General features: G+C 69.6%; 15 protein-coding genes. 4 read left to right on the top strand and 11 right to left on the bottom strand.

Features of this window, described 5'->3' with window-relative positions:
- Positions 1-168: 168 nt before the first annotated feature.
- The 6 genes from ACFXIV_RS17980 to ACFXIV_RS17955 all read right to left on the bottom strand — a co-directional run bounded on the left by ACFXIV_RS17980 (position 169) and on the right by ACFXIV_RS17955 (position 5,190).
- Positions 169-990, bottom strand: a complete 822-nt coding sequence (locus tag ACFXIV_RS17980) for an SDR family oxidoreductase (protein ID WP_379421291.1) — start codon at positions 988-990, stop codon at positions 169-171.
- 168 nt (positions 991-1,158) lie between these two features.
- Entirely contained in the window at positions 1,159-1,635 is a 477-nt protein-coding gene (locus ACFXIV_RS17975) for a nuclear transport factor 2 family protein (protein WP_379400511.1), read from the bottom strand.
- Positions 1,632-2,513 (bottom strand): LLM class F420-dependent oxidoreductase, encoded by an 882-nt coding sequence (locus ACFXIV_RS17970; RefSeq protein ID WP_379400512.1) that lies wholly within the window; start codon positions 2,511-2,513, stop codon positions 1,632-1,634. Before ACFXIV_RS17970 ends, ACFXIV_RS17975 begins: the two co-directional genes overlap by 4 nt.
- Before the next feature lie 108 nt (positions 2,514-2,621).
- Entirely contained in the window at positions 2,622-3,224 is a 603-nt protein-coding gene (locus ACFXIV_RS17965; protein WP_379400513.1) for a TetR family transcriptional regulator, read from the bottom strand.
- A 262-nt stretch (positions 3,225-3,486) separates the two neighbouring features.
- A complete protein-coding gene (locus tag ACFXIV_RS17960; RefSeq protein WP_379400514.1) occupies positions 3,487-4,218 on the bottom strand; it encodes a DJ-1/PfpI family protein in 732 nt (243 codons plus the stop codon).
- 15 nt (positions 4,219-4,233) lie between these two features.
- The gene (locus ACFXIV_RS17955; RefSeq protein ID WP_379400515.1) at positions 4,234-5,190 is read right to left on the bottom strand and encodes a GlxA family transcriptional regulator; all 957 of its coding nucleotides are present in this window, start codon (positions 5,188-5,190) and stop codon (positions 4,234-4,236) included.
- A gap of 181 nt (positions 5,191-5,371) precedes the next feature.
- Between ACFXIV_RS17955 and ACFXIV_RS17950 the strand changes: the two genes are divergently transcribed.
- Genes ACFXIV_RS17950 through rplL form a run of 3 tightly spaced genes read left to right on the top strand, consistent with a single transcriptional unit; the run spans position 5,372 to position 6,569 of the window.
- A complete protein-coding gene (locus ACFXIV_RS17950; RefSeq protein ID WP_379421290.1) occupies positions 5,372-5,713 on the top strand; it encodes an acyl-CoA thioesterase in 342 nt (113 codons plus the stop codon).
- On the top strand, positions 5,713-6,144 hold the full coding sequence (locus ACFXIV_RS17945; RefSeq protein WP_379400517.1) for an acyl-CoA thioesterase: 432 nt from the start codon (positions 5,713-5,715) through the stop codon (positions 6,142-6,144). The genes ACFXIV_RS17950 and ACFXIV_RS17945 overlap by 1 nt, the downstream gene beginning before the upstream one ends.
- Before the next feature lie 41 nt (positions 6,145-6,185).
- On the top strand, positions 6,186-6,569 hold the full coding sequence (gene rplL / locus ACFXIV_RS17940; protein ID WP_357001394.1) for a 50S ribosomal protein L7/L12: 384 nt from the start codon (positions 6,186-6,188) through the stop codon (positions 6,567-6,569).
- 20 nt (positions 6,570-6,589) lie between these two features.
- Here the strand turns inward: rplL and ACFXIV_RS17935 are convergent, their stop codons facing one another.
- The 3 genes from ACFXIV_RS17935 to ACFXIV_RS17925 form a co-directional block, all read right to left on the bottom strand.
- Positions 6,590-6,877, bottom strand: a complete 288-nt coding sequence (locus ACFXIV_RS17935; RefSeq protein WP_379400518.1) for a hypothetical protein — start codon at positions 6,875-6,877, stop codon at positions 6,590-6,592.
- 55 nt (positions 6,878-6,932) lie between these two features.
- Complete coding sequence (locus ACFXIV_RS17930) at positions 6,933-7,541, bottom strand: MerR family transcriptional regulator (RefSeq protein ID WP_379400519.1); 609 nt, start codon at positions 7,539-7,541, stop codon at positions 6,933-6,935.
- Between the two features lie 285 nt (positions 7,542-7,826).
- Positions 7,827-7,988, bottom strand: a complete 162-nt coding sequence (locus ACFXIV_RS17925; protein ID WP_354841596.1) for a hypothetical protein — start codon at positions 7,986-7,988, stop codon at positions 7,827-7,829.
- A gap of 159 nt (positions 7,989-8,147) precedes the next feature.
- Here ACFXIV_RS17925 and ACFXIV_RS17920 point away from each other — a divergent pair, with 159 nt between their 5' ends.
- Complete coding sequence (locus tag ACFXIV_RS17920; RefSeq protein WP_379400520.1) at positions 8,148-9,452, top strand: hypothetical protein; 1,305 nt, start codon at positions 8,148-8,150, stop codon at positions 9,450-9,452.
- Here the strand turns inward: ACFXIV_RS17920 and ACFXIV_RS17915 are convergent.
- Together ACFXIV_RS17915 and ACFXIV_RS17910 are read right to left on the bottom strand one after the other, a co-directional pair.
- Entirely contained in the window at positions 9,444-10,472 is a 1,029-nt protein-coding gene (locus ACFXIV_RS17915) for an LLM class flavin-dependent oxidoreductase (RefSeq protein WP_379400521.1), read from the bottom strand. The two genes, ACFXIV_RS17920 and ACFXIV_RS17915, sit on opposite strands and share 9 nt — an antisense overlap.
- A gap of 51 nt (positions 10,473-10,523) precedes the next feature.
- Positions 10,524-16,568: an amino acid adenylation domain-containing protein gene (locus ACFXIV_RS17910; protein WP_379400522.1), complete on the bottom strand. Its 6,045-nt coding sequence runs from the start codon at positions 16,566-16,568 to the stop codon at positions 10,524-10,526.
- Between the last annotated feature and the right edge of the window lie 20 nt (positions 16,569-16,588).

Here is a 16,588-nt window from a genome sequence, read left to right as displayed (position 1 = left end):
GCCCTTCTGCTCACCGGGACAAGCCAATTGGGGCCGGCATTTGCGCGAACAGAGCCGTCGATGGGCGGTCGTGGACCATCAGCGAATACCAGCCAGGGCGGCGTCGTCGATGGTCGATCGACGGCGCCGCCCCAGGCGGTTTGTTGCGAGAATTTGCTGGCAGGGAACCTACCGTGGCGTGTGCGTGGCCAGGGATCTGGCGACGCGGGGGGCGTTGATCAGAACTCCCAGGAGTGGGTCGGTTTCGGTGTGCGGTGCCGAGGCCAGCCATGCGATCACTCGGCCGGACGCATCCGAGGGTGCCCCTGTGAAGCCGCTGGCCTTGATGTCGGCTGTGCCTCCTCGGGCGGCGCCCGATTCGGTGATGACGAATCCGGGCTCTATGTTGAATGCGCGGATCCCGTCGCCGCGGTGTTCGGCGTTGATGGCGCCGGCCAGGCGCCCGAAAGCTGCCTTCGCCGCCGAATAGCCCAGGCCCCAGCCTCCTTCGCCGGGCGGGGCCGGGGGATCGACGACGGCTGAGCCCGAACACAGGTTGACGATCGTGCCGCCGCCGGAGTCGATCATCGCCGGCAGGAGTGCCTGGGTCAGGCGGATCTGCTCGATGAGATTGGCTTCCAGCGATTCGCGCAGGTCATCGAGATCCAGTTCGAGGAACCGTGCGTGCGGCTTGTGCAGGATGGCGTTGTTGACCACCAGGTGCGGGGCTCCCCAGCGGTGCAGCAACTCCGCTGCCGCCGCGGTCACCGAGGCCGAATCTGCCAGGTCCATCCGCAGCGGTAACGCACGCGCTCCCAGTATCTCGATCTCAGCGCGGGTGGTGGCCAGACTGCCCGGCACCCCGAAGCTGATTTCCCCTTCCCGCGTAGTGCGGGCCGGCACGGTACCTTCGCCTTCCACCACGGTGCGCGCGGTGAATGCGACGTCGAATCCGGAGCCTGCCAGCACCAGCGCTGTGGCGCGGCCGATACCTCGGCTGGCGCCGGTCACGAGTGCTGTGGGACGAGACGAAGACATGTGTGAAGCTCCTCGAGACAGATGGTCCCTCGGCGCGGTGGACGGGCCTGCGGACCGCGGATATGACCAGGGAATCGGGGTGGAGACGTCGTTGGGCGGCAGCTGATCACCGGTTCTGCCGCGGCGCAGGTTCGGCGACGCCTATCCTGTCGGGCCTGGTGCTCGCATCGCCGCCACCGGCCGGGACTCGATGAACGCCACATGCAGGCTGCGTCGTGCGAGCAACCAGCCTGCATGGGTGCTGCGGTAGTGGTCGCGGTAGATGATGTGCCAGACCAGGTCGGCGTCGCGGTCGTGGCGTCGGGTGAGGTGATGTGCGGTGCACGAGACCCTCCCGATGGCCGTTGCCGCGGTGGGCCCGGGATCGAAGACGGCGCCCACGATCGCGTGGAATGTCACCGGCACGGCGGCCACGGCGGCCAGTGCTGCGGTCACCGCGTCAATCCCGGTGTGGGAGACGACCGGGTCGAGAGTGGCCGGCGGATTCGGCAGCTCCAGAACCCCGTCACCGGTGAAAAGTGCTGCGGCCCTAGGAAAATCGCGCTCGTCGACCGCTGCTGCGTAGCGGTGGACGAGGTCCTGTAGGGCGATTCGGTCGTGAATGGTCAGCCCGGTCATGACAGGCCCAGCCGTTGCGCGCAGGCCGACAGCTCGTCCATCGCCTGTTGCAGATCCGCTGTCGGGGTCGGGGCCAGCAAGAGCCGATCGGCGCCCTGTTCGGCAAGGCGGCCGGAGCGGTCGAGGTCGATACGGGAGACCAGGTGACCCAGCGACAGCTCCAGCTCCGCAGGGTCGCGGCCTGCTTGGGTCGCTTCTTCGTGCATCAGCTTGACCAGCGCGGCCAACTGGTCGCCAGTGACTCCCAGTGGTTGCAGCCCGGCACCGTATCGTCCCGCGCGGCGCGCCGCGGCCTTGGTGTGGCCGCCTACGTGAATCGGCACACCGCCGGCCCGGACGGGCTTCGGGTAGCACATCGCTGACTGGAAGCCGAAGAATTCACCCTTGTGGTCGACGCCGGTCTCGCCAGTATCGGCCCACAATTTGGCGAGCACTTCCAGTTGCTCGTCGGCCCGTCGCCCGCGGGCATCGAAGGGGGCTCCGCATGCCTCGATCTCTTCCTTCATCCATCCCATGCCGATGCCGACCCGCAGCCGCCCGTTCGACAACCGATCGAGGGTGGCCAGCCGCTTGGCCAGCACCACGGGATGGTGATTGGGCAGCACGAGTACGCCGGTCGCCAAGCCGAGCCGCGTGGTCTGCCCTGCCAGAAAAGCCAGAAGTTCGAGGGGATCGGGAATATCGCAGTCGTCGGGGAGTTCCATTTTCCCCGACGACGCATAGGGATAGACGCTGGCGTAGTGGCTCATCACGACGGCGTGCTCGATGGCGACCAGAGACTCGAAGCCACACGCTTCCACATGCCTGGCGAAGCCGGATATCCAAGCAGGATCGGCGCTGGTGCCCGCGGCAGCAGGGGCGATGATCGCGTATTTCATGGACGGCGATGCTACGGAGCTGTGCGGCACCGCAGGTGGGAGGTTTTCGGTGAGCGAGACATCGCCGGTAGGGCGATAGTCGACACCGGGCCGCCCGTGGCGCGATCATCACGCCAGTTCCTCGATACCGGTGAGCAGCTTCCGGCACGCTACTCGGGTGTCCTCCTCGGCCTGCTCTGTGGTGATGTGGTGGTTCAGCGCCGCATTGAGCACCCCGTACCAGGCCGCCTCGGTGATGCGCACCAGGCGGGCTTGGGCGTCGCTGGCGTGTTCGACCCCCAGCAGCTGGGTGATCAAGTCGCTGAAGCGGTTGGTCACCACACCGCCGGCCTGGGCGACGGCAGTGAGATTCGACTGCAGCATCGCGTGCGCGAGCAACGGTCGCGACAGTAGCTCGCGGCCGCCCTCGACGAGCAGATCGCTGACCGCTTGCACCCGGTCGACGCCGGGGCGAGTCAGTGGGGTTGTCTCGGCGAGATGCTTCACGCGGTCGGACAACAGTGCGTTGAACAGGTGCGTCTTGGACGGGAAATAGCGGTACAGCGTGGCAATCGCCACCCCGGCGTCCTTGGCGACATCGTGCATCTGAACCCGTTCCAAGCCCTTTTCGGCCCCGTGGTGCGCCGCGGCACGCAGGATCCGCTGACGACGCGACTCCTGTTCGGGTGAACTCGGCTGGGCCGGAAGCCGATCCTCGGCGATGCGTGGCACAGCGTCCCTCCGTGTGTGATGTCTGGCTGTCGTTGTCGTCTCCGCCAAAATTACCTGCCGCTGAGCCCGACGGACTGTGGCATCGTGCCCCCTACCTCTCACCTGCCCAGGTGGCGATTCCGGTCAGCGGAAGCGCAGAGAAAACCGCCGGCCGCCTTCCCCTTCGCAGGCCCCGCATCAGCGCCCGCGAAACCCGCCGAGTATTTCCTGCGGGAGGCGCGTGTCGAACCGGAAGCGGTCACCCTTCCGGCGGTACGGGAAGTCAGCGCTTGGCGGCGGCGCGTTCCCGCATGCGGTTGAGGGTCAGCCGCCAGAAGGTGGTGGCCAGGTCGACCGGAAGGCGGGGTGTGGCGGCGCGTTTGGTCATCTCCAGTCGGGCCTTGCGCATGATCTCGGCGGGCGCCTTGTCCGGGTGACCGGTGTCGAACGGCGGGTGCGGGTCGTATTCGATGTAGAGCTGGGTCATCTGCGCGACCTGCTCCCCCGCGATCCGGCCGACCAGCCACAGCCCGAGGTCGATTCCGGCGGAAACCCCGGCGGCGGTGACGATCTTGCCGCTGTGCACGATCCGGTCGTGCGGGCGCGACTCGGCCCCGAACGCGGCCAGCGCGGGCTGGGCGGCCCAGTGCGTGGTGGCGGGATGACCGCGCAGGATGTCGGCGGCGGCCAGGATCAGCGCGCCGGAACAGACCGAGGTGGTCCACTGCGTGTTCGGGTGCACGGCCCGCAGCCAGTCGATGAGCTCGCGGTTGGCCATGGCCTCGGTGGTCGCGGCCTCGGATCCGCCGACCAGCACCAGATCCGGTGCGGGGGTCTCGGCGAAGGTGTGGGTCGCGCCCAGCGCCAGCACCCCGCTGTCGGAGACGATCGGGCCGACTTCATTGGAGACGAACCGCAATTCGCTGTCCGGAATCATCCGCAGCACCTCGTACGGCCCGATCGCGTCCAGCACGGTCATGCCCGGGTAGAGCACGATGGCGATCTGGAATGTCATGGGACACTCCCCCTTTCAGAATGTGGTGAACCGGGCGCGGTACTCGCCCGGCGGTATGCCCAGCTGGCGGTGGAAGATTCGGTACAGGGTCTCGGGGCTCCCGAGCCCGACGGCGGCGGCGATCCGGTCCATGGGCTGGTCGGTGGTCTCCAGCAGGCGCCGGGCCGCGGCCACGCGGACCTGCTCGACATAGCGGGCGGGGGTGGTCCCGGTCTCGCCCGCGAAGACTCGGGAGAAATGCCGGATGCTCATGCCGACCCGCCCGGCCAACGCGGGCAGCGAGAGATCCGCCTCCGGATTCTCCTCCATCCAGACCTGCAGCGCCCGCAGCGAATTCCGCTTGGGCGGGTTGGCCGCGAGCGGCGCGCTGAACTGGCTCTGCCCGCCGGGGCGGTGCAGATACACCACCATCCAGCGCGCTACCTCGCGCGCCAGGTCCGGCCCGTGGTCCGCGGCCACGATGGCCAGCGCCAGGTCGATGCCCGCGGTCACCCCCGCCGAGGTCCACATCGGCCCGTCGCGCACGTAGATGCGGTCGGGTTCGGTGGTGATGGCCGGGAACTGCTCGGCCAGCAGCTCGCCACCCGCCCAGTGCGTGGTGGCGCGACGGCCGTCCAGCAGTCCGGCCCGGGCCAGCAGGAAGGTGCCCGAGCAGACCGAGCCCACCCGATCCGAGCCGGCGGCCAGCCGCCGGATGCCGGTCACCAGCTCGGCGTCCCCGGCCGCGGCCCACACGGTCAGCCCGCCCACCACGAGCAGCGTGTCCAGCGGTCCGTCCCAGGTGTCGAGACCGTGCGCCGCGGTCACCTCGATGCCACACGAGGAACGCACCGGACCGGCCTGCGCGGCGGCCAGTTCGACCCGGTAGCCCGGAGTCGCGCCGAGCGCGGCCGCCCCGGTGAACACGTCGGCGGGTCCGGCGAGATCGGTCAGCTGGAACCCGTCGAAGACCACGATCAGCACCACCCGCATGCCTTCAGCCTGCGGTCTCCGCCCGGATGGCGTCAATGACACGACTCTTGCAGATTCGGCCATCCGGCACCAGCCCGGAGGTTGCCACCCCGAACTGGCATGAGCTGAATCACCCCGGCCCGCTTGATATGAATGCGGGGTGGCCCGACACCTTTTCCTGTGCCCCCTGCGGTGGTCCGACATGGATGCCGACGGGCATGTGCACAATGCGGCGCACCTGCGCTACTTGGAGGAATCCCGTATCGACCTGTTCTGGACGCGGGGTTTCGGCGGCGCCAATGTGGTCGCGCAGATGGACATCGACTACCTGACGCCGCTGCGCTACCGCCAGGAACCGGTACGGGTGGAGACCTGGGTGACCAAGATCGGCACCTCGTCGTTCGCGCTGCAGCAGGAGATCCGGGACGAGGACGTGGTGTACTCCACGGCCGTGTGCACCATGGTCGCCTTCGACCAGGCCACCCAGAGGTCGCGCCTACTGCCCGAGGATCAGCGCCACCTGCTGAAGGACCTGGAAGCCTGATGCACACCTACGACATCCAGCTGCGCCGCACCGACATCGACGCGCAGCAGCACCTCAACAATGTGGTGTTCGCCCAGTACCTGGACGAGGCCCGCTCGGATCTGCTGGGCCGCTACGAGTCTCTCGCGGGTAGCCACGAATCTCTGCCGGGCAGCCACGAATCCGGCGGTGTCCCGTGGCGGGTGGTGGTCGCGGGCCAGCGCCTGTCCTATCGCATGCCGCTGCTCTTCCGTGCGGCGCCGGTCACCGTCACCTCGGTCGTGGAGCGCATCGGCACCACCTCGTTCACCCTGGCACACGAAGTCCGCGACGCCGAATACCTGTATCTCTCCGCCACTTCCACGCTGGTCGCCATCGACGACGGCGCGCCACGCCCGCTGACACGCGGGGAACGCGAATATCTGATGACCTTGGCGGCCCCGCACGCTTAGACTTGTTCGTATCGCCTGGTCAGCGTTGCAAGGGGTACATCATGGCCAAGATGACCATTGTCGAGTTGCTCGACGTTTTCAAGGGTATGACGCTGCTGGAGCTTTCGGAGTTCCTGAAGGCGTTCGAGGAAGAGTTCGGTGTCACCGCCGCGCCGCCCGTGGCCGTGCAGGCCGTGGCGGACGCGCCGCCGGCCGAGGCCGCGGACGAGCAGAGCGAATTCGATCTCGTCCTGGAATCCTTCGGGGACAAGAAGATTCAGGTCATCAAGGCCATGCGGGAGATCATTCCCGGCCTCGGCCTCAAGGAGGCCAAGGACCTGGTCGAGGCGGCCCCCAAGGCGGTCCTGGAGAAGGTCGACAAGGATGCCGCCGAGGCAGCCCGGATCAGACTCGAGGCCGCCGGGGCCCGCGCCGCCCTCCGCTGATCAGTGGGGCACAGCGCTGTTCAGTCCTGTGCGCGGCGGCGGGCGGCCGTTTCCAGGTACGCGCCGAGTTCGGATTGCCGCACCTTGTCGAGGGCTTGATCGAGGCTGTCGCGGATCGATCGGGTCCCGAGTTCGCGGAAATGGTTGATCATCGCGGTGGTTTCGGCGATCTCGGCGTCGGACTCGGGCAGCCAGCCCGGCCCGTGCTGGGCCACGATGTGGTCCTTGGCCGCCACCACCATCAGCCGCGAGATGTCCTCGAGCATGGGGATGACGGTGCCCAGGAACGACTTGGCGGGCTGATGCACCCGCCGATACGGGTGTGGCCCCGGCGGGACACCGGGGCCACACTCGCCGACGCGACTACCCTTGTGCGCCAATGGGTTCGAAGCCGGGCGGCAGGTAGCGTCGCCGCTCCTCCTGCATGCGCTCGACGTCTTCGGCGCTCAATGCGGCGAAGGCGGCCTCGCGGCGCTGGAACAACTCGGCGCGCTGTTCCTCGGTGAGCTCCCGCATGCGGGCCTCGCGCTGCTGGGCGAGCCGGGTGAATTCCTCCAGTGTCATGGGCTGATTCATGGCCACCATCTCCTCGATCAATCGCAGGAACTCCAGTGCCGACGGCTCGGCCATGCGGTCGAGGCCGTCGCACACACCGAGCAGGCGGGCGCGCAGGCGCAGGGCCTGTGCGATCCGGCGGTCGAGCACCTCGAGCTGCTGGCGGACCAGGTCCCGAGGGTCCTGATCCGGCGCGTCGGCGAGCACGCCCGCGATCTCCTCGAGCGTGAACCCGCAGTCCCGCAACGCGATCACGCGATGCAGCCGCCGCACGTCCGCCTCGCCGTAGCACCGGTGCCCGCCACCGGTGCGGGAGGACGCCGTCACCAGCCCGAGCCGGTCGTAGTGATGCAGCGTCCGCACGGTCACCCCGGTCTCCCGGGCCAGCTCGCCGACCCGCCAGGTCCGCTCACCCATCGCGCCTCCCTTTCGATGTGCTCCCGCCACGCTAAAACCTGACGTTACGTTGGTTTCAAGCGTGAGCCCGGTCACAAATTCCCGATCGCGACCTGATACTTTTCGGCTATGACAGTCGATTGGGTGTCGACAGGCGGCACGCCGGGGAGCGCGCGAACCAAACCACCGGCCCGGCTGAGAGCTCCGGTGGCACCCGCCGGCGGCCGGCCGAATAACGAAAACGCCCGCCGCCCCGAATGATTCGGGACGGCGGGCGTCAGCCCTGCGACCTTGCGCAGCCCGGGCTCAGCGGGTGCTGTGGGCGCCCAGCGCGGCGCTGAAGATCGCGGCGCGGGCGCGCGTGGACCGCAGATTGGCCCGCTCCTGAGCGGTCAGCGCCGAGCGGGAACGCTCTGCGAGGACCGAGAGCACGGTCAGCGGGTTACGAGAGAAGTTGATGAAAGCCATGACAGCCCTCCTTCCGGAGTTGCGCCGGCGTAATACCGATTGCACAAACCTCGCGGGTTGCGAGGCACAGATCGGCAATTATGGCCCACCACCGACCTTTTGGTCAAGTTCTGTTCACCTTCTGTTCACCTTAGGAGAACTGTGCCGGATACGAGCTCTATGGGATTGCCGCCCTTGACTCTTGGGGATGGCGAACGGGACGCGCTGCGTGAACTGGCGCGGTTCCCGTTACTGGATGCCATCTACGGGCGGCGCTCCCGGCGCTTTCCGCTGGGCGGGAGTATCCCGGCGGGCCCGCTGGCGTTCACCAGCAAGCACGCGCCGCGCGCGCTGAGCGAGCTGGAGCGGGCGGTGGTGCTCAATACCGTCGCGGGCTGGACCGGCTGGCATTTCGGGATCAGCCACCATCCCGGATACGCGCCCGCGTGGCCGAACTACAGCGGGTCGGCGACGGGACGCACCTTCGCCTCGGCGGCCGGATTCCACACCAGCGAGTTCTTCTTCACCGATGACTCCGGGACCTACTTCCTGCCGACCCGCGACGCCCCGCCGACGGCGACCTACGCCGAGGGCGACGGTGCGGCAGAGGCCCAGCTGAACGCGCTGCTGGCGCGGGTGATCCGGTTGTCGGACAAACGCATTCACATTCCGCGCGAGGAGCCGTACCTGGAGGGCCACAACACCTGGATCGCCAATCACCCCGGCTCGCTGCTGGTGATTCCGGTCGCGGATGTGGCCCAGCAGCTGCTGGCCAATATCGGGTTCTTCGTCCAGAACGGGTTCGCGCTGTACGACGACATCAACAAGCGGGAGATCCCGGGCGTCGAAAAGTACCGGGACCGTTTGCGTTTCACCGATCCGATTCCGCTCAGCTTCGTCGAGCAGTACTCGCTGACCGAGGCCACCGCGGAACTCATGGCGGCGGTGGTGAACGGCCACCTGCTGCTCGGTGCCATGGGTTTGGGCGGGTGGACCTTCGACGGCATCGACCGGCTCACCGTGCTGGGGGCGTCCGGCGACCCGGAAGTCCCCGGCCTCGGGTTCCGCTATGACGCCGATCCGGAGTGGCCGTTCCCCAATCCCACCGGGCTGCCCGGGGTGTTCGAGGCGTTCTGCCGTCCGCACCACGAGTCCATGGCCGCCGCGGTCGAGGCGCTGGCCGAGCGCAAGTTCGGGCCGGGCGGGCCGTACCACCCGGCGACGCCGGGGCCCTTCGCCGACACCCCGGGCGTCCGCGGCGCGGCCGCGCCATGGGACCGGCGCTTCCGCGAATTCGTCGCTCTCCAAGCGACTTACATCGACGAGACGTTCGGGAAGTTCCCGGGCACGGTGCCCACGGTCTGGATCATGAACTACCTCCAGGCCCAGCACATCGACCTGGATTTCTACGACACGCTGCTCACCGACACGGCCTACCTGTCCACCCACCGCGAGCATGACGGCGTCTGGCACGGCTCACGCTGAGGCGCGCTGACCTTCCGCATCGGCGCGCAGTCCTACCGCGTTCGCGAGCCGGCGGTGGGACTCCAGGCGCGCGGTGCGGTCGTAAGTGCTGGTGTGGACCAGGAATTCGTCGGCCCCGGTGCGGCGCACCAGGCGGTCGAGGTCGGCCAGGACCTCGGATTCGGTGCCGTGGATGTGGCCGCGCAGGGCTTCCTCGAACAGCTCGCGCTGGCGATCGGTCATGGGTTGGCGCTCGATGAGCTCGGGCGGGCTCAGGGGCGGGAATTCGCCGCGGGTGCGGGACCAGGCCGCCGACCAGGCCTCGGGCAGGAGCAGGCGGTGGGCCTGCTCGGTGGTGTCGGCGATGACGACCGAGCCGGAGAGGACGACATACGGTTCGTCGCCGCCGGGGCCCGGCCGGAAGCCGGTGCGGTACCGCTCGATCGCCTCGACCATGGCGTCCGCACCGGACACGGGCGCAATGACCAGCGGCAGGCCGAAGCGGGCGGCACGCTCGGCCCCGGAACCGGTGGCGAGCAGGAAGGCGGGCACCCGCAGGCCCTCCGCGGGCCAGGCGTGCACGCCCTGGCGACCACCCGCGAAATAGGCCAGCAGCTCGGACAATTGGGCATCGAAGTCCTCGGCGTCGCGCCGGTCGTGGCCGAGGGCGCGGCGCACACCGCCGGTGAAGCCGACCGAGCGGCCCAGGCCCATATCGATGCGGCCGGGATACAGCGATTCCAGGACACCGAACTGTTCGGCGACGATCAGCGGCTGATGATTGGGCAGCATGACGCCGCCGGTGCCGACGCGGATGCGGGAGGTGGCCGCAGCAATGGCGGCGGCCAGGACCGTCGGCGCGGACCCGGCCACGCCGGGCACGCTGTGGTGTTCGGAGACCCAGAAGCGGTGGTAGCCCCACTCCTCGGCGAGCCGGGCGAACTCGACGGTCTCGCGCAGCGCCTCCGGGCGCGGCTGGTCCTGGCGCACCCGGGAGCGGTCCAGGATGGAGAAGCGGATCGCCCGCAGTGCCGCAGTCATGGTCAGTGCCAACGCAGGCGGCGGGCATTGATTCCGAGCGCGCGATCCGGGTCACAGCGGCGGCGGTGGGAGGAAGCCGGTGGCGACGTAGTAGTCGAGGTAGCGCTTCAGGGTCACCCGGTCGGCGCCGGGACAGGCGGAGTCCGGATCGCTCGGGGCCCCGGTCACCTCGGCCGAATAGTTGACGGTGAGTGCGGCCGCCCGCGCCAGCAGGTCCTCAGCTCCGGGTTGTTCGGCCGCGGTCAGCAGCGCGTTCGCGAATTCCGCCGGGTCGACGAGGTCGATCCGATAGCCCCGGCCCAGGAGTTCGTCACGAATGGATTTGAGGGACAAGGTCCTTCCGGGCAGCAAGCCGACGGTGCCGGGCCCCGAGGGCTCGGCTGCCGCGGCCACAATGGCTGCGGCCGCCTGGTCGACGGGCAGCATGGCGACCTCGGCGTCCGGCAGCTCGGGTGCGAGGCCGAGGACCAGCATGGCGCGCAGCATGGTCCACCAGGCGTCGTCGGTGCCGGCGGCGCCGGTGCGGGAATCGCCGGTGATCAGGCCGGGACGGTAGACACGAGCGGGCAGACCACGGTCGGCGGCGGACCGGACGAGGTGTTCGGCAACCCATTTCGTAGCGACGTAGCCCGGCAGATCGTACGGCTGCCGGGCGTCCGCGACCGAGGCGGTCGAGATGTAGTGGACCGGCTTGCAGCGACCCGTGGTGGCCAGCCGGAGGACCTCGACCGTGCCGCCGACGTTGGCATCGCGCATGCGGGCATACGGCTCGAGGTGGTTGACGAGGGCGGCGTTGTGGTAGATCACGTCGATCCGCAGGGTCAGTTCGGTGAATTCCGCCGGGGTCAGGCCGAGCCAGGGTCGGGCGAGATCGCCGGGGACAGCGGCGATTCGATGGATATCGGCGGAGATGTCGAGGCCGAAGCGGGTGGCGTTCGCGCAGATCCGGTCGCGTGCGGCGAAAGCATCGCGGGCGCGTGTCAGGCAGTAGATGGTGGCGGAGGTTCGGTCGAGCAGCTCCCGCAACAGGAAGACGCCGAGGAATCCTGTTGCGCCGGTGAGCAGAATGGCGGCGGGCTCGCCAGGACGCGGCGCGGGGAGACCCGCGGCGGTGATCTCGGGAGCCAGGGAGATGTCGGCCGACGGGTCGGGTTCCTCGCCGGTCGGGGCCGAGTCCGACCCCAGCGCGGCGGCGAGTTCCCGCACCTGTGGATGGGCGAAGAGGTGAGTGAGCGGCACGGGAAGGCCGAGCCGGTCGGCCAGGGCGGCGCGAACCCGGATGGCGGACAGGGAGTTTCCACCCAGGGCGAAGAAGTCGTCCTCGCGGCCGACTCGATCGATGCCCAGTTCCGCACTGAGCACATCAGCAATGGCCAGTTCTTCGGGTGTCTCGGGCGCACGGTATTCCCGCACCGGGAGTTCGGGATCGGGCAGCGCGGCCCGGTCCAGTTTGCCCGTCGGTCCGAGGGGGAAGGCTTGAACCAAGGTCAGCTGGGCGGGAATCATGTAGCCGGGCAGCCGCTTTCGGGCCGTCGCGAGCACGTCGGAGAGGTCCGGGTCGGCCTCGCCGGTGCGCAGGTACCCCACCAGCCGGTCCCGGCGGATCGCCACAACGGCCTCGGCGACGGCAGGGTGCGCGCGCAGTGCGGCCTCCACCTCACCGGGTTCGATGCGCAGGCCGCGAAGCGCGAGCTGGAAGTCCGTGCGGCCCAGGTATTCCAGGCCACCGCGATGGGTACGCCGGACCAGGTCGCCGGTCCGGTACATGCGCTCCCCTGCGGTGGCGAAGGGATCGGCTACGAAGTGATCCGCCGTAGTGCCGGCCTGTCCGAGGTAACCGCGGGCGAGTTGAGCACCCGCGACGTACAGCTCACCGGGCGTGCCTACCGGCACGGGGTGCAGCCGGGAATCGAGGACGTAGGTGCGTGAATTCCAGTGCGGCGCACCGATGGACACCGGTGCGTCGCCCAAGTGGGTGACCTCGACGCCGGTCACGGAGATGGTGGCCTCGGTGGGCCCGTACAGGTTGTGCAGCCGGGCCGGTCCGGCGGCGGTGAAGCGCGCGATCAGCTCGGCGGGCAGGGCTTCACCACCGGCCCACACCACACGCAGTGCCGCGAAGGCCCCCGCGGGAGCATGGTCCAGCAGCGCGCGCAGCAGAGACGGCACGGCGAGGAAGGCCGACACCCGGTGACGGGCCATGAGATCGGCCAGATGCTCGGGATCGGTGCGGCCCGGACCCGACGGGATCACCAGGTGCGCGCCCACGGCGAGCGGGACCGTGGCACCGATCAGCGAGGCGTCGAAGGTGGCGGGCACCAACTGGAGATAGGTATCGCGTTCGGTCAGCTGGTATTCGGCAGTGAAGAACGCTGTGTAGCCGGTGAGGGCAGCATGCGAGACGCCGACGGCCTTGGGGCGGCCGGTGGACCCGGATGTGAAGATCACATAGGCGAGGTCCTGATCGCGCAGTGGCCGCAACCGGTCGGCGTCGGTCACCGGATCGGCGGAGAACTCGGACAGTTCAGCGGAATTCAGAAGATCGGCGGTCACCGTGCACACCGGCGCGGCCGCGGCCAGCATGGCCTCGGTCCGGTCGGCGGGCTGGCCCGGGTCGATCGGCATGAACGCGCCACCGGCCTGCACGATGGCATAGAGGCACACCACCAGATCGGGGCCGGGATCCAGCATCGCGCCGACCCTGGCGCCGGGACCGACGCCCAGCCCGATCAGCTTGCGTGCCAGGCGATTCGATCGCTCGGCGAGCTCACGGTAGGTCAGTGCCACGCCGTCTCCGGTCACCGCAATCGCGTCGGGTGTTCGGTGGGCCTGGTCCGTGAACGCGTCGAACATGAACCTGCGTGGCACTGCGTGATTCGGCCCAGCCATCGCGAAGGTGGCGAGTTCGGCAGCCTCGATGAGCGGCAGGTCCCCGACCGCCCGCTCCGGGTCGGCGGCGACCGCGGCGAGCAGCCCGGTCAGCCGCCGGCCGAGCCGGGCGATGGTCGGATCGTCGAACAGATCGACGGCATACCGCCACGAACAGTTCAGTCCCGCAGCGCCTTCGGCGTCGCGCTGGGGGACGACGGTCAGTTGCAGATCGACCGGCGAGAAGGTCTCACCGAGATCGGCCGCGGTGACCCTCAGACCGGGCAACCGCAGCACCTGAGCGCCGAATTCCTGGAAGGACAGAGCCACCTGGAACAGCGGGTGATGCGCCCGGCTGCGCGGCGGGTCCAGGTCGGCCACCAGCCGTTCGAAGGGCAGTTCGGCATGGGCGAGGGCGGCCAGGTCGGTGTCGCGCACCCGGTCGAGCAGGCGGGCGAAGCTCTCCGCCGGGTCGATGCGGGTGCGCAGGACCAGGGTGTTGACGAACATGCCGACCACATCGTCGAGTTCGGGTTCGCCGCGGCCCGCGACCGGCGCACCCACCGCCACATCCGTGGTCCCGGCCAGCCGGGCCAGCACGACCGCCAGCGCCGCATGCAGCAGCATGAACACCGAGACGCCGCGCGCACGGGCCAGTTCGTCCAGCTCCCGGTGCAGGGTGGCGTCCACCCGGAAGTGCTGGGCCGCACCGCGATGCGACGCCACCGGCGGGCGCGGGTGATCGGTGGGCAGGTCCAGCAGTGGGTGCAGGCCCGCCAGCGCCTCGCGCCAGTACCGCAGTCGAGTCGCCAGCAGTGAGCCGGGATCCGATGCCACGCCCAGCAATTCACGCTGCCAGATCGCGTAGTCCGCGTATTGCACGCGCAGTGGCGGCCAGTCGGGGGCCGTGCCGCGGGTGCGGGCGGTGTAGGCGGTCATGAGGTCGCGGGTCAGCGGGACCATGGAGAAGCCGTCCGCGGACAGGTGGTGGATCACGACGGCCAGCACATGCTCGTGGTCGGCGATCCGGAACAGCCGCACGCGCACCGGGACCTCGGCGGTGACGTCGAATCCCATGCCCGCCAACGCGATCAGCCGCGGATGTACCTCGGACTCAACGATGTCGACCGGCGCCAGATCCCACTGGACAGCGGTGGCGGGCCGGATGTCCTGATGGCCGGTGCCGTGGTGCTCGGGATAGCTCGTCCGCAGCGCCTCGTGCCGGTCGAGCAGATCACGCACGGCGAGTTCCAGAGCCGCCGTGTCGAGTTTGCCGGACAGGCGCAGTGCGAACGGGATGTTGTAGGTCGCCGATCCCGGGTCCAGACGTGCCAGGAACCACAGGCGCTGCTGGGCCGGCGACAGCGGCGCCCGGCTCGCGCGGTCCGACCGCACCGTCAGCGGTGGCCGGTCGCCGGCGTCGAGCCCGTCGACGGCCGCCGCCAGCTCGGCCACCGTCGAATGCTCGAAGATCAACTGCACGGGCACCCGGGTGCCCCGATCCGCACCCAGGCGTCCGGCCAATCGGATGGCGAGCAGGGAGTTTCCGCCGAGCTCGAAGAAGTCGTCGGCCGCGCCGATCCGGCCCACCCCGAGCAGTTCCGTGCAGGCGGCGGCCACGGCACGCTCGGTGGCGGTCGACGACGGCCGGTACGGGCGAGCGGCGACGGTGGGCTCGGGCAGGGCGGCCCGATCCAGCTTGCCGGACGGAGTCAGTGGAACAGCGTCGATCACGGTGAGAGCGGCGGGGACGGCGTGACGTGGAAGCTGTTGCCGCGCATACTCGGCCAGGCTCGCGGTATCCACGACCGCGTCCGATGCGGGCACCACGTACGACACCACACCATCGGCCCCGCTGCGCAGGCGGCGGACGAGAGTGATTGCGAAGGCCACGGATTCGTGTGCGGACAGGACGGCGTCGATCTCATCGAGCTCCACCCGGATGCCCCGGAGCTGCACCTGCGAATCGTTGCGGCCCAGGTATTGCAGCACCGGGACACCGGCACGGCCGCTGATCCACCGCACCACATCACCGGTCCGATAGAGGCGCTCCCCCTCGCCATTCGGGTGCGCCACGAAGCGGGTGGCGGTCAGCCCGGGACGCTCGTGATACCCGCGTGCCAGGCCCGGCCCGGCCAGGTACAGCTCACCGGCCACCGCCGTCGGCACCGGCCGGAGCCGGGCATCCAGGACGAGAGCGGTCACCCCGGCGATCGGTCCGCCGATATCGACGGTGTCCGCGGTGGTCAGCGCGGTGCTGATGGTCGCGGCGACCGTGGTTTCGGTCGGGCCGTAGAGATTGAAGAAGGACCGTCCAGGCGACCAGCGTGCGACCAGATCCGGCGGGCACTCCTCGCCGCCCGCGATCACCACCGCCAGGTCGGGCAGCCCGCTCGCCTCCAGTCCGGCCAGGGCGGCCGGGGTCAGGAAGGCGTGCGTCACCCGCTCGGCGCGCAGCAGGTCCGCGAGTTCGCCACCGCCGTAGCAGTCCGCGGGCGCGAGCACCATGGTCGCGCCGGCTCCGACGGCCAGCAGCAGTTCGAGCACGGCGGCGTCGAAGCTCGGGGAGGCGAAGTGCAGGGTGCGGGACTCGGCGGTGACGGCGAAGCGGCGGGACTGCTCGGCGCAGAGCCCGGCGAGGCCGGAATGCGTGACGGCCACGCCTTTCGGGACCCCGGTCGAGCCGGAGGTGTAGATGACATACGCGATGTCCCCGCCGTGCAGGCGGCGGGTGCGTTCGGTGAAGTGCAGGGATTCCGCCGAGGCGTCGGCCACGAGCGTGGCGCAGTCGGGCGCGTCGAGTTCGAGCCAGTCGAGGGCAGCGCCGAGCCGGTCGCGGAATGCGATCAGGGTGAGCCCGCAACGCGCGCCCGCGTCGGCGAGCATGTGCGCCACCCGATCCGGCGGATAGCCGGGGTCGACCGGCACGAAGGCCGCCCCCGATTTGGCCACCGCCCAGACCGCGACCACCGCCTCGGGCGAACGCGGCAGCGCCAGCACCACGCGGTCGCCCGGACCGAGCCCCCGAGCCACCAGCACCCGCGCCAGGCGGGTGGATCGCTCGTCGAGCTCGGCATAGGTCAGCGACTGCGCGCCCGCGCGCAGTGCGATCCCGGACGGATTACCCTCCGCCGCCGCGGCCAGCAGCTGGGGCAGCAGTCGGATCCGTGGGTGGCGGCGGCCATGCGTGTTTCTCGCCCGGCCCACCGCAGAAACATCGGCGCGCACCGGTTCCTACTCTCAGCCTC

Source organism: Nocardia sp. NPDC059236 (genome assembly GCF_042754085.1).
Taxonomy (GTDB): Bacteria; Actinomycetota; Actinomycetes; order Mycobacteriales; family Mycobacteriaceae; genus Nocardia.
This window is presented reverse-complemented; position numbering and strand designations above follow the sequence as displayed.